We start from the raw sequence: 13,253 nt of genomic DNA, 5'->3' as shown, positions 1-13,253 counted from the left end.
CCGGCTGATGGACACATTTCCCGATTAGTTGCGATTATTTCCCTTCTTTGGCATCTTTGGGTGAGTTTCGGAAATCAGAGGGTGATACGCCGGTGTTTTTTTTGAAAAAATTGGAGAAATAGGACACGTCTTCAAAACCGAGCTCAAAAGTGATGTGCTTTATCGATCTGTCTGTATAGAACAAAAGCCGTTTGGCTTCTGCAACGATTCTTTCCTGGATTACCTGCGATGGCGTTTTCTGGTTGAAAATGGCAAAAAGATTGGATAACGTCTTAGGTGACTTACAAAGTTGTTCTGCATAAAAACTAACAGCATGCTCTGATCTGAAATTTGCTTCTACCAGCAGGTTAAACTTTCGGATGATGTGAAACCTTTCATCCGGAAGCTTTTTGACTGGTGCATATCCCAGCTTTGCCAAACGGGTTACATAGCTGATAAGTCGCTTTAGCAGCACCAGCAGCATTTCATTCTGGATATTATCTGAAGTATTGAATTCCTCAATAAAAACGTCTGACAGTAGCTGTAACTTTTGCTTTGCCTCGTCATTTAGCTTAATAAATAAATGGTCGGTACTGCTAAACAGGAAGCCCACGCAGCTCACTTCGCTATCGTGATCAATAATGCAGTAGAATTCGCGATTAAACTGCCAGGCAACAACATTGGTAGAATTTTCGAAGCTGAAAGATTGATTAAACAACAGGGTTAGTAAAGAATCTTTCGGGAAATCATATGCAGAGCCATCGATAGTTATGGTTTGACTTTCGCTGGGGTTCCATGCTATGGTAAAATACTTGTCAAAGCGGTCCCTGGTGAACGATTGCCTGTCAAAACCTGTTTGATCTTTTAAAAAAAGTAGTTCGCCATTTGTATTTTCCTCCCTTAATTTAAGCCGCATGATAGGTAGTATTTAATTAGCAAGATATTAAATCGACACGCAAAATACAATAGCACCAAACCCATGATCGATTTGGTAACAGCCCAAAGTATCACCCCCTTTTTTTCATTTATCGGCTTCCGGATAAAAAATATTTTCAAAAACACTTGCGCAACCGAATAATTGCATATACATTTGCAATCAAATAGTTGCAAATGGACATTCGACGTGATATTTATCAGGCAATAGCCGACCCTACCCGCAGGGCTATACTTACGCTACTTACTATAGGCGCTATGACACCCAATGCCATAGCCGGGCACTTTGGGAGTAGCAGGCAGGCCGTATCAAAACACATACAGATATTGGCCGAATGCGGCGCTGTTGATCAGGATCAGCGCGGGCGGGAAATTTATTACCAGCTAAATATTGATAAAATGAAAGAGATAGACCTTTGGATGGAAGCCTTCCGCAAGTTGTGGGAGACCCGTTTTGATCAGTTAGATAATTTATTAAATGACTTATAAAACAAAAAAATCATGACAAACAATTTTGTATTTGAACCAGATTTGGCCGGTAAAAAGATTTACATATCACGTGAATTTAACGCGCCAATTGAAAAAGTATGGAGGGCCTTTACAGAGCCAGAGCTGATTGAAAAATGGATAGCGCCGAAACCATGGACGGCCGAAACTAAAATTATGGATTTTACCGTTGGCGGAATATGGCTTTATGCTATGGTTAGCCCTGAGGGTCAGAAGCACTGGACCCATGCTGAATTTACCGCTATAGAAAATGGCAGCGTTATTTCATCAACAAATATGTTTTCGGATGAGGACGGTAAGACGGTTGCCGGCGGCCCAAGATCATACACTGAGACTAAATTCTCATCCATTGATGGTAATAAAACGAAGGTTGATGTAGTGAAAATATTTACCGAGGAGGCCACCGTTAAAATGTTTGTTGAAATGGGCTTTAAAGAAGGCACTATCATGGGTTATAACCAATTGGATGAGTTGCTGGCTTCGGAATAGATCAATTTAAAATGTATTAAAACAAAATATAAAATTATGAAAACCAAATTTTTGAGTGTTGCTCTCGGCATTGCCGTATCAGCAACCATTTTGAGCGCCAATGCGCAAAAAAACTACACAGAAGGCCTGGTTACCATGAAAACAACAGGATACGGCCAAGATGTTGAAGTTAAGGAATATTTCAGAAGTGATTCCACCGCTGCATTATTTGCTGCCGGCCCGGTAAATATTAAGCTTTTAGCCGACGCCAACTACAAGTCTTATGCTGTATTAGCCAGCGTACCTGCTGCCAATATTAAAAAAGCTGCAATTTATACACCTGCAGAAATTGACCAGGTTTTAAGTACTTTCCCTACACTTACATTTGCGCCATCGACCGAAACGAAACAGATATCTGGTTTTAACTGTAAAAAGGTAGTGGCAACAGATACTAAGACTCAAAAAACTTATGATATCTGGATAACCAATGATATATCGCTGCCCTCTGATGTTATCGACAAATATTATGCGGCTATTGGTGGCGTCCCTATACAGTATTCATCATTCCAACAAGGACCCAATGGTGCACTTGTAGTTAATGAATATACCATAACCGGCGTTTCTGATCAAAAGGCCCCTGTAGGCACGTTTGGCATAGCACCTGATTTTGATAAGATATCAAAAGATCAACTTGACGCGATGTCACGCGGCAAGCAATAAACTCATTTCTCTGCGGAAAGGGACATTATGTAACAATTAAGATTATGATGGAAATATTAGTTTTTAAGACGAATGTAACCAGCAAGAAAAAAGTGAGCATGGTTGCGCCCTTGCTCACTTCCTTTCCAACAATTCGCCAATGGAATTTCGACTTGCAAGATCGTGATAAAGTATTACGTATCGAGTCTACCGAACTAAATCCTGCTTCGGTAGAGTTGTTGTTACTTACAGCAGGTTTTAATTGCAGGGAGTTGGATTATTAGCGGATCGGATTTTCATGCTGTTGCTGAAGATTTTTATATTTGATCTTAATGCCGATTTTAATCGAATTTTCCATAAAATAGCACCCCATCAATTAGTAATGATATGAGCATCGAAGAACAAATCAAAGCGTATATTACCAGCCAACCTGAACCAAAGCGTAGTGATATGCAAACTTTGCATATGCGCACACTTCAGGCATTACCCGGTTGTAAATTATGGTTCGATAATGGTATAAACAGCGAAAATAAAACGGTTAGTAACCCTAATATAGGCTATGGGTTTTACACCATAAAATATGCTGATGGAAAAACCAGGGAATTTTTTCAAATTGGTTTGAGCGCAAACACAACCGGAATATCTGTATACATTCTCGGTATTAAAGATAAAACATACCTGGCTCAAACGTATGGGAAAGAACTGGGCAAGGCCAGCGTAACCGGGTATTGCATTAAGTTTAAAACGCTGAAAGATATAAACATTGATGTACTTGAAGCGGCCATACGGTACGGGGTTGAGGTTACAAGTGAAAATTAAATTTCAAACTGAGACACTACCATGATTTTGATTAACACCATTAAATAATTGGTACGGCTAAAGAACAGTTGTTTTGAATAGTATTGTGTGGTGTGCTTTTGGGCAAACTTCGATCAGTTTAATGAGGCTTTTAATATCAAGCGAAAGTTTACACACTTTAAGTCTTAGTTGAAAGCCAGCGCTACAGCATAAATCCTTTTAAATACAACTTGCCTACGCGCCCCCAGCTTTCAGAAGCATCCTGTAGAATTTTCCAGAGACCTTTTTCATTAGTCGTTTTGCCTTTTTTTGGGGGAACCAGATCGTTTGGCGTAATATAACCTTCAGTAACTTTGGTGGCAAACCAGGTAATGTTTTCATGTGGCAGGGCAACGCCGAGGATCATTCCCGGCAGGCCTGTAAAAGACTCGGGACCTCCTGGTACCGGTATGTGTGTAGTGTAAAACGCAACTACGTAAATAGAGTCGAGGTAAATGCCGTTTGCCCTGTGGCAGGTATAACCCGCTATAGTACGGGTTTCATCAGTTATTTTCCACTTAATTTTACGCACACTGTCTTTAACCAGGTAGGTTTGTTCAAATACCTTTTTCTGGTCCACATAACTTTTGGCAGTAAGGTCGGTAAAAATGGTATTAAACTGGTTTAACACAGGGCTATCGTTCATTATCGCATTTGGGGGTAAATCAACCTCATAGGGTGTATACAGCGTTTTATCGTCGGCAAATACCAGTTTTGCGGTTAGCACCCTGAACTGAGGATTATTCTTTTTATAGTAGTCGAACGCGGGTTGCATCCAGGCCTCGTTATCTTTATTAATAGCTTTTCCAATAACGGCATAGGCATTTGCGCGCCGTTCAAATTCAATTGTACCCGAGGTAGTAAAGTGAGCGTGCTGTGCCTTGGTACCCGCTGCCAGCCAGGATAAAATTGCGCATAATATGATTTTCTTTTTCATGATGTCATTATTTAGCTGCTGCACCAACGGCCATTTTTGTGAAATCGTAATTGATAGTAAGCATAAAATACCGCTTCAGCGTGTTGTAGCTGGTTTGGGTAATCAGGTTACCCTGAGCAACACGGCTAAAGCCTGAGTTTTGGTTAAACAGGTCGTTTGCCCATAGTTCGACCGATAAATTATCGTTTTTGAGGAATGTTTTGATGATAAAAGGATTAAAAATAACCTGGCTGAAGTTTTGGTGAAACGACTCAGTGGCCCCATTGTACTGGTAGTTACTGTAGGTGCCTATCTGGAATTTTCCGGGCAGGTAAATGGTGCCATCCACATCGGCACGGGCGCCCCAGCCGTTATTATTGATATTAGGTTGTAACGACGTTTGACTGATGGTATAGGTAGGGCCGCCTGATACATAAAAATTCACCTTTCTGTCTTTATATATTGAAAAGATAAGCGTGGGATTAAACACGTAGTTTTTCGACATATTAAGCGAATCATTGGAGTAATTGTAATAGGTGTTGCCGTTAACGTTAAGGCCCACACCTAAATTAATGCCGCCGAGGTCCTTAAATTTACGACCGAAATTTAGCCCCCCATTAAAATTAGTGGTCTGTTTGCCCGGCAGGTTAAAATACTCGCTTACACTTTTACCTGTGTTGAGGTCATAATTAATATGATTGACAATTGGATTAGAAATGAATGAATAAGTGCCATATACACCAAAAAACTGGTCGGTAATTACTTTGTACGACCGGTACATCACGTTGAAAGTATTGGTAAAGGCTGGTGTTAGCGTTGGGTTGCCCACTATTATATTTAACGGATCGGTATTGGATGCCACGGGCTGCAGTTGATCCAGCGTGGGTTGTGTGGTGGTACCGTTATAAGCGAGGCTAAACATTTTTTGCCCCGAAAAATGGTACTCAACCCTTGCCTGCGGTGCCCAGTCGATAAAAGTTCTGTCAGTTTCATCATTGGTAAACTCATCTATCTGGTGAAAGTGGTCGCCGGTTATACGGGTGCCGAAGTTGAAACTAAGTTTTCCTTTTTTGTAACTCAAAACAGCGCCGGCGTGATTGAGAAACTGGTTAAATTCATAATTGCTGCTCAGGCTATCAACAAGTACATTATAATTGCCCGAAGACGATTGGTTAAAAGTATTGCGATCGGCACTTGCGGTATTTACCCCGACGCCATAATTAAGGACCAGTGTAAACGTTTTGGTAAGCGGTTCAGAATAAGTAAGATTGGTATTAAATATATTGCTTTGCAGGTTATTGTTTTTCGCTTCGTTGATAATCTGCGTGCTGTCGATAGCCTTTTGCGGGTTGTAAAAATTTATATGCGACATTAAAAAACCATTTGCCTGGCTTTGGCTGTATGTTTCGCTCACCAGGAATGATAGTGTACGCCCGGGTTTACGAAATTTTTTGGTATAAAAAGCGCTCCCGTTAAAGGCCCGCTGGTCGGCAATATTGTTCACCTGGCGGGTGCTGTTGTTTACCAGTACGTTGTTTATGGTATCGGCTGCGCTATAATTGTCATCTGTTACGATATGTTTAAACGTTCCATCGATTGAGATTTTGAGGTTTGAGCTAGTATCCAGCTTGGTTTGATAAACAAAACTCAACTTTTGGCGGAATACGGAGTTATGGTAGTTTTTGTCGGAACCGGTGTTTGATACATTGCCGGGGATATTGTTTTGCGTAAGCACATCATTTAGCCCATTAATGGTTAGAGAGGCTATTTTGTAATTGGCGTTCACGGATTGTTTGTCATCATCCCACTTGCCATCGTAATGCGCGCCTGCCGATTGTGCCAACGGGAAACCTTGCCCGCTGTAAATTCCTCCGAAAACATCCAGATCGTCCGAACTTTGGGTATTGATACTGATGCCATTGTCGGTAACGTCCAGTTGGTTGCCTGCGCCATATTTTTGCTCATCTTCCCAGCCCAGGCCCACCTTGCCATTATTGCCTGTGGTGCCATAAACCGAAAGCTTTTCTTTGTTTTGAAAAAGATTAACCAATAGCTGACCCTGGTAAATACCTTCAGGACCGTCACCAGCCCGTGCTTTTCCAAAAATGCCCTGTTTTTTGTCCGCCCTCAACTTTACATTAATGGTTTTTTCGGTTTTGCCATCATCTACGCCGGTAAAAGCAGCCTGGTCGCTCTTTTTGTCGTATAGCTGAATTTTATCCACCATATCAGCCCTTATGTTCCGGGTTACTAATGTCGGGTCATCGCCAAAAAACTCTTCTCCGTCAACCAAAACTTTGCTTACTGTTTGGCCCTCAGCGGTAATTTTGCCATCCTTGTCAACCGTTATTCCGGGCAGCTGTTTCAGCAAGTCTTCTACTTTTGCATTGGGTTGAATGACATAGGCCCTCGCATTAAATTCCGTTGTATCGCCTTTTATTTTCATTTGGGAAGCGGTTCCCTTTATCATCACCTCTTTTAACAAGCGCGCTTTTAGGGTCATGCTGATGGATCCAAAATTGTGCGACTGATTTGTTGAATCCAGACCGAATTCTTCCGTATAGTCCGCATAATCCGGATAAGACACTAACAGGATAAATTTCCCTTTTTGAAGGCCTGAAACAGCAAACGAACCATCTTTTCCGGCATACGTGAATTTCATCAATACCGAATCCTTTGCCCGCAACACTGCAACTGATGCAGTGCCCAGTTTTACGTGCTCAACGCTATCGGCTATTACACCTTTAACGGTATAACTATTTTGCGCAGATGCTGAAAGAGCAAATAATGCAAAAAACATGAAAAGTAAAATTGCAGGTTTCATTAGGTTAATCAGTCGCTCTAAGATATAACTAAATAATTAGTAATTAAAGTACTGTATATGCTAAACTGTATTAATTAAATCAGATAACTCAATCTCTGCAATAGACTCCAAATTGGATATAAACGTTGCAGGTCACACGTAATTTAGCGGTTTAATTTAAGCGGTACGCCTGGACATATAACCATTTCTTGATGGGGAAAATTCTATGTATAATTTATTAACTATTTAAATATTTGTTTATCTGTGTGTTCCGGGCATTTTCATCTTTTAACTTATCAGAAGCTTTTATGATTTGAAAAAAGTATCCCAAAGCAGGTACAAATTCAGCGTCAGAATGATACCCGCAACAATCCATGCGATTACTTTGGTGAAGGTGCGGTTAGTGAATGCACCCATCTTCAAACGGTTATTGGTAAAAATGATAAGAGGAATTACTGCAAAACTTAGTTGCATGGAAAGGATCACCTGGCTCAATAACAATAAAGAAGCCACTCCTTTTTCACCCGAAATCATAGTAACAATGAACGCTGGGATGATGGCAATTAAACGGGTGATTAGCCGTCTCAGCCAGGGCTTCAGCCGGATATGCAGGAATCCTTCCATGACGATCTGTCCGGCAAGTGTTCCAGTCAGCGTAGAATTCTGACCGGAGGCCAACAGGGCGACCGCGAACAGGATGCTGGCCATACCTGCACCCAGCAAAGGCGATAATAGTTTGTAGGCCACGGTTATATCTGCCACATCCTTATGCCCACTGGTATGGAAACTGGCAGCCGCAACGATAAGGATGGCCGCATTGATAAAAAATGCAAAAAGTAAGGCAAGCGTGCTGTCAATACCCGCGAATTTGATCGCCATCCTTTTTCCTTTTTCGGTTCTCGGGTAGTTTCTGGTCTGTACAATACTTGAATGCAGGTACAGGTTATGCGGCATAACCGTTGCACCCAAAATGCCTATAGCAATATATAGCATGGATGGATTGGTCACCACTTTTAGTTGGGGAAGCAGCCCTTTTAACATAGGGAAAACGTCAGGATGGGAGGCGATTATCTCATAGCCAAAACAGCCTAAAATAATCAATATCAAAGCAGCCACAATGCTTTCGATCAGTCGGAAACCTTTCTTCTGAAAAAAAAGAATGAGCAATACATCCAAAGCAGTAATTAATACTCCAATGGTTAACGGAATACCAAAAAGGAGGTTAAATGCTAATGCTGATCCGATAACTTCCGCCAGATCACAGGCGGCAATGGCAATTTCACAAAGCACCCACAAGCCGAAACTTACAGCCGGATGGTAATGGTCACGACAGGCTTGGGCGAGATCACGCTCGGTTGCGATTCCCAGCTTTAACGCAAGGTATTGAAGGATGATTGCAAATAAATTGGATACCAAAATCACAGATAATAAAGTATAACCAAATTGCGCTCCTCCTGCAATATCCGTTGCCCAGTTGCCGGGGTCCATATAACCGACCGTGACCATCAGACCCGGTCCGGAAAAGGCCAACAGTTTTTTCCAAAAGCTGCCATCCATCGGAACCTTAATGGATGAGAATACTTCGGGCAGGGAATGGCTGTCTTTTTCCCTTCTCCATGCCTGTTTGTGTTTAGCTGTTTTATTCGTTGATAGTAACATATATTTTTTGTGCTGTTTCTTTGGTGATGATAAATGAGGAGACCTGGCTTATTGCAATTTCAACAGAATGGTTATATTCAATCAGCGATGTGACTTGTATCCTGACCCCAATGAGTAGGCCCAATTTTTCGATATAGGCTAAAAAAGCTGAACCGCTATCTCTAAACCCTGTAACTGTAGCTCCCTGGTTTACTTTCAGATCATATATCTCCATGCGTTCCGTTTGTGGCAGGTGACCTTTGGCATCCGGAATAACCTCGCCATGCGGATCATACACCGGGTAGCCGAGATATGCTTCCAGGTTATTGACCAGCAGGTCACTGTTTATTGACTGTAATTCATTAGCCATAGCATGTACTTGTTTCCAATCAATCTTCAGGTTTTCGGTAAGAAACAGTTCCCATAGGCGGTGCCTGCGAATAATCTGCAAGGCCACCTGCTCGCCGCTTTCGGTTAGACTAAAGCCGTGGTTTTTCCGGTAATTCAGCAATCCCTTTAAGGTTAGTTTTTTTACCATATCAGTGGCCGAGGCAGGTTTTGCCCCGACCAGCTCAGCCAGCATATAAGTTTGCATAGGCAAATGGCCGTCAGCAATGCCTGTATAAATCTGTTTGATATATTCTTGTTCTGCTGCCGTCATGATTTTATCAAAAAGGAATAATTACTTTAAAAACTACATTCCTGCCCATATTATAAATTCCCAGATGACCGTTGGGCGAAGCCGTATAATATTCAAAATATTGCAGCCTGCTCAGGTGGTTCTGATAGGCAGTATTCAGCAAATTATCAACTGCCAGTAAACATTGGATGCTATGTCCCTTGCCATAATGGATATCCCCGTTAACCGAAAGGTTCACAAGGTCATAGGCAGCGGTTGGTGTTTCCGTCTGGTATAAGCCTAAGTAACGGTTCTGCGCCAGGTTCAAGTCATTTTCGGCTTTTATGGTAATGGATGGCAGGGTTTTGCCATTAGTGTTCACTGCATAGCTGATACTGCTCAACCACCTTGGTGGCGGAATAAAAGGCAGGTATTCGCCGTTCACTTCCGCGTCCTTATATTTCGGGTTCAGGTTATAACCATAAACCAAAGAAAAGGCATTGTCAAAATGAAAGGCTTTCCAGCCCTCCGGGTGAATGTTAAGCGTTGCATCGGCTCCGTAAAGCTGCGCATTTGTCGACTGATACTGCAAGGTCCGGTTACCGGGAATGATGACCACGGGATTGCCGTTTTTATCCACTTCCTGGTCTTCGTAAATAAAATTCTGAATATAATTGTTAAAGGCAGTAACATTGAAAGAGAAGTTTGGGTAAGTGCCTGATAGGCCCGCATCTTCCTGTAAGCTGAACTCCGGCTTAAAGCCCAGGTTGCCTCTATAAACGATGTGCGCACCCGGATCAAGACCATTGGAGGCAATTTCCGTAATATTAGGCGAACGGTAACCCCTGGCAATATTTGTTTTAAAACTTAATTCATCATTGATCTGGTAGGTTGTTCCGATACTTCCCGAAACGCCCTGGAAATCCAGGCTGAATGCAGGAAACTGTTGTACGGCTCCGGCTGTACCATTTGGCACCTGCCGGAAAAATCCGGTTGATGGGTCGGATGCGATATACATTTCATCCCCGTCCTCGCTACGGTGGTCATAACGCAGACCACCCGCAATTGTCCAACGGTCTTGCTTCCACTTTAAATAGGCATAGCCCCCCGCGTCAAACAAATGATAGGCGGGGATCGGGAAATCGGTTGCATCCTTATTGGTATTGGTCTGGTACATGCCATTGATACCAATGGACGGTTCGATGTTGAGGAAAGATGGCGCGTTATAGCGCAAGCCATAATCAATTGTATTTAATACAATGTATTCACCAGCCTGGTCTGGATCAGTTGGATGGTCATATTCCCGGCGTACATTTTGCTCAAAACCAAGCGATGCTTTAATGTCGCCCAGCCCCAGATGATAAAAGTTATCAGTATATAAACGGTAATCCTGTATCTGCTGCGATAGGGGACTGAGGTTATAAGAATTTAATACATTTTGTGGCACAATGGGCCTGTCCTTGAGGTTATCTACCTGGGGCAATAAAGTATTTTCACCTTCAGATTCATAAATCTGGTAAGTGAATTTGCGTGTAAGCGAATCACGGCTGCCGTCCGGGATGCCCTGGCGGTTATCATAGATCGTAAAATTTAAGTGTGAATAACCTTGAGCATTGTGGTAACCCAGAAAGGCAGAACCGTTGTACATTTTAAAACCGGTATTATACACTCGTCCATCAATAGGGTCGGTATAGCTCCGGGCGATACGTTCTGAACCCCTGATGGCCCAGGCCCAATGCGGATTGCCATAAAAAAGACTCAAACTATTTCCTATAAGGCCGTTGTTGGTTTGGTATTCAGATAAATACCTTCCATGTATCAGCCTGTCAGTATCCTTTGGTATAGCCGGGAATAAACTTAAAACACCTGCAATCGCATCAGAGCCATACATTAAGCTGGCAGGCCCTTTGATGACTTCTGCCCGTTCAATGATATAATCATCCATCGGTACGCCATGCTCGTCACCCCATTGTTGCGTTTCTACCCGCAGGCCATCATAAAGGGTCAGCACCCGGTTATAGCCCAGGCCGTTGATAAATGGTTTGGAAACATTCGGTCCGGTTTTTACTGTTTGCAGGCCGGGTGCACTTTTGGCGATGGCATCAATGGTATTATTTTCTGCGGACTGGTCTATTTGCTTCGTAGATACCGCTTCCATTGCCAGCGGGTTTTCCCGGATCAGCGTTGCTTTGGATACCCCGGTAACCACTACTTCATTGAGCTTGTTTGCATCTGCTTTTAGTTCAATATTTTGTACGGTGGCTACTCCCTTTTTAATAATTACCGGAGCTTTTTGGGTTTGATAGCCGATACAGGTAATAATCAATTGGTAATTGCCTGCCGGTGCATTTTTAATTTCGTAAAACCCTTTATCGTTGGTAGTTGAGCCAAGAGTTGTACCCGACAGGATAATAGTCCCATAGGACACGGGTGCGCCATCGCTGGTGATCCTGCCTTTTAATGAAACCTCCTGTGCCGAAACTTTGAACACGATAAAAAAAATCAGTAATAAGTAAATTCGATTCATAGTAATATAATATATGGTGCAAACATATTACATAATTACTATTAGGCAAATTTATAAAATTAGTCTTGTCTAATTATATAAATACAAAAATATTTTAATTAGGTTTGCTATCAGCTAATTAAATTCCATGTACACGCTATCAGAAGAAAATTACCTGAAAGCCATTTACCGGCTATCGCAGGAAAAAGGGCAAAAGATCACACCTAAAGCTATTTCAGACGTATTGGGTAATAACCCGGCATCGGTGGTAGATATGATCCGTAAGCTGGTGGAGAAAGAGTTGATTGATTATGATAAAAAGAAAGGTGTGCATTTAACTACGCAGGGGCAAAAGAATGCAGTGCTGATTGTTCGCAGGCACAGGTTGTGGGAAGTGTTTTTATTGGAAAAACTGGGCTACCAATGGGACGAGATCCATGCTATAGCGGAAGAACTGGAACACATTAAAGATGATACCCTTGCCGACAGGTTGGATAAGTTTCTCGAGTTCCCCGAATACGACCCACATGGCGACCCAATTCCAAAAGCAAATGGAAAGGTCCCAAAATCTTATTCAGTGACCCTGGCGAATTTAAAAGAAGGTACTATTTGCCGGGTAGCTGCTGTGCGCGATACCAGCAGCACTTTTTTACAATATCTGTTGAAATTGGATATTGGTATAGGAACCACTATTCAGCTGATTGAAAAGATCCCTTTTGACGGTTCCCTGGTGATTAGTATAGGCAGCAACGATAAAACTACTGTTTCTCAAAAATTTGGAGAAAGCATTTTGGTTGACCATTCTAATTAAATTTGTACCATCAAATTCTTCAAATTCGGGCTATTTTCTGTAAATCACCATTATAAATTGGTTCTGAAATTGTATTACAACTGTCCCAAACGCCTCTTATTAAAATAGGAGGCTTTTTGTTTGTGGTAGTCTGAAGACTACGGGCAGCAAGGCGGTTTAATTTAAGCGGAACGCTTAAATGGTTATATGTCCAAGCGTTTCGTGGCTGTTGCACAACGAAGCGTTTAGGAATTACAATTCCAGTCTGACGATTTATGTTAACCTTAGATTCATTAAAGTGAGAAAACAAATCGTGGCGATAACAGACTTAATAACGCATCCCAAAAGCATTTTCCGCCGTATTTTATTAGTTTCTTGAGATTATATGCGATCCCAGCCATTATCATACATTTATTGGCCAGTTTTATCCCAATGGTGTTGACTTTCCGCATGCCCAGGTATTCAATAAGGTTTCCAATGATGGGTTCCACGGTGCTTTTTCTTATAATCATCATCTGTTTGCCATATGCTTCATTCATCCGCTTGTGCATTTCATCG

At 42.0% G+C, this 13,253-nt stretch carries 13 protein-coding genes; 6 read left to right on the top strand and 7 right to left on the bottom strand.

Annotated features, from left to right (window positions below):
- Positions 1–34: 34 nt before the first annotated feature.
- Positions 35–895 (bottom strand): helix-turn-helix domain-containing protein, encoded by an 861-nt coding sequence (locus JN11_RS18455; protein ID WP_144914940.1) that lies wholly within the window; start codon positions 893–895, stop codon positions 35–37.
- A gap of 194 nt (positions 896–1,089) precedes the next feature.
- On the opposite strand from JN11_RS18455, the gene JN11_RS18450 reads away from it, so the two are divergent.
- From JN11_RS18450 to JN11_RS18430, 5 genes are all read left to right on the top strand, one after another.
- The gene (locus tag JN11_RS18450; RefSeq protein WP_211360833.1) at positions 1,090–1,401 is read left to right on the top strand and encodes an ArsR/SmtB family transcription factor; all 312 of its coding nucleotides are present in this window, start codon (positions 1,090–1,092) and stop codon (positions 1,399–1,401) included.
- A 12-nt stretch (positions 1,402–1,413) separates the two neighbouring features.
- Complete coding sequence (locus JN11_RS18445) at positions 1,414–1,908, top strand: SRPBCC domain-containing protein (RefSeq protein WP_144914938.1); 495 nt, start codon at positions 1,414–1,416, stop codon at positions 1,906–1,908.
- 36 nt (positions 1,909–1,944) lie between these two features.
- The gene (locus JN11_RS18440; RefSeq protein ID WP_144914936.1) at positions 1,945–2,607 is read left to right on the top strand and encodes a hypothetical protein; all 663 of its coding nucleotides are present in this window, start codon (positions 1,945–1,947) and stop codon (positions 2,605–2,607) included.
- A 44-nt stretch (positions 2,608–2,651) separates the two neighbouring features.
- A complete protein-coding gene (locus tag JN11_RS18435; protein WP_144914934.1) occupies positions 2,652–2,870 on the top strand; it encodes a hypothetical protein in 219 nt (72 codons plus the stop codon).
- Between the two features lie 103 nt (positions 2,871–2,973).
- Positions 2,974–3,405: a DUF1801 domain-containing protein gene (locus tag JN11_RS18430; protein ID WP_144914933.1), complete on the top strand. Its 432-nt coding sequence runs from the start codon at positions 2,974–2,976 to the stop codon at positions 3,403–3,405.
- Positions 3,406–3,586: 181 nt separating this feature from the next.
- Here JN11_RS18430 and JN11_RS18425 read toward each other — a convergent pair whose 3' ends face one another.
- The 5 genes from JN11_RS18425 to JN11_RS18405 all read right to left on the bottom strand — a co-directional run bounded on the left by JN11_RS18425 (position 3,587) and on the right by JN11_RS18405 (position 11,926).
- Positions 3,587–4,360 (bottom strand): GLPGLI family protein, encoded by a 774-nt coding sequence (locus tag JN11_RS18425; RefSeq protein WP_144914931.1) that lies wholly within the window; start codon positions 4,358–4,360, stop codon positions 3,587–3,589.
- Positions 4,361–4,367: 7 nt separating this feature from the next.
- On the bottom strand, positions 4,368–7,163 hold the full coding sequence (locus JN11_RS18420; RefSeq protein WP_144914929.1) for an outer membrane beta-barrel protein: 2,796 nt from the start codon (positions 7,161–7,163) through the stop codon (positions 4,368–4,370).
- A 285-nt stretch (positions 7,164–7,448) separates the two neighbouring features.
- The gene (locus JN11_RS18415; protein WP_144914927.1) at positions 7,449–8,801 is read right to left on the bottom strand and encodes an Nramp family divalent metal transporter; all 1,353 of its coding nucleotides are present in this window, start codon (positions 8,799–8,801) and stop codon (positions 7,449–7,451) included.
- A complete protein-coding gene (locus tag JN11_RS18410; protein WP_144914925.1) occupies positions 8,782–9,441 on the bottom strand; it encodes a metal-dependent transcriptional regulator in 660 nt (219 codons plus the stop codon). Before JN11_RS18410 ends, JN11_RS18415 begins: the two co-directional genes overlap by 20 nt.
- Before the next feature lie 7 nt (positions 9,442–9,448).
- On the bottom strand, positions 9,449–11,926 hold the full coding sequence (locus tag JN11_RS18405) for a TonB-dependent receptor (protein ID WP_144914924.1): 2,478 nt from the start codon (positions 11,924–11,926) through the stop codon (positions 9,449–9,451).
- 127 nt (positions 11,927–12,053) lie between these two features.
- Between JN11_RS18405 and JN11_RS18400 the strand changes: the two genes are divergently transcribed.
- Positions 12,054–12,716 (top strand): metal-dependent transcriptional regulator, encoded by a 663-nt coding sequence (locus JN11_RS18400; RefSeq protein WP_144914922.1) that lies wholly within the window; start codon positions 12,054–12,056, stop codon positions 12,714–12,716.
- Positions 12,717–12,988: 272 nt separating this feature from the next.
- Here JN11_RS18400 and JN11_RS18395 read toward each other — a convergent pair.
- A partial coding sequence (locus tag JN11_RS18395; RefSeq protein WP_211360832.1) for a transposase occupies positions 12,989–13,253 on the bottom strand: 265 nt, incomplete at its 5' end.

Source organism: Mucilaginibacter frigoritolerans (genome assembly GCF_007830615.1).
Taxonomy (GTDB): Bacteria; Bacteroidota; Bacteroidia; order Sphingobacteriales; family Sphingobacteriaceae; genus Mucilaginibacter; species Mucilaginibacter frigoritolerans.
This window is presented reverse-complemented; position numbering and strand designations above follow the sequence as displayed.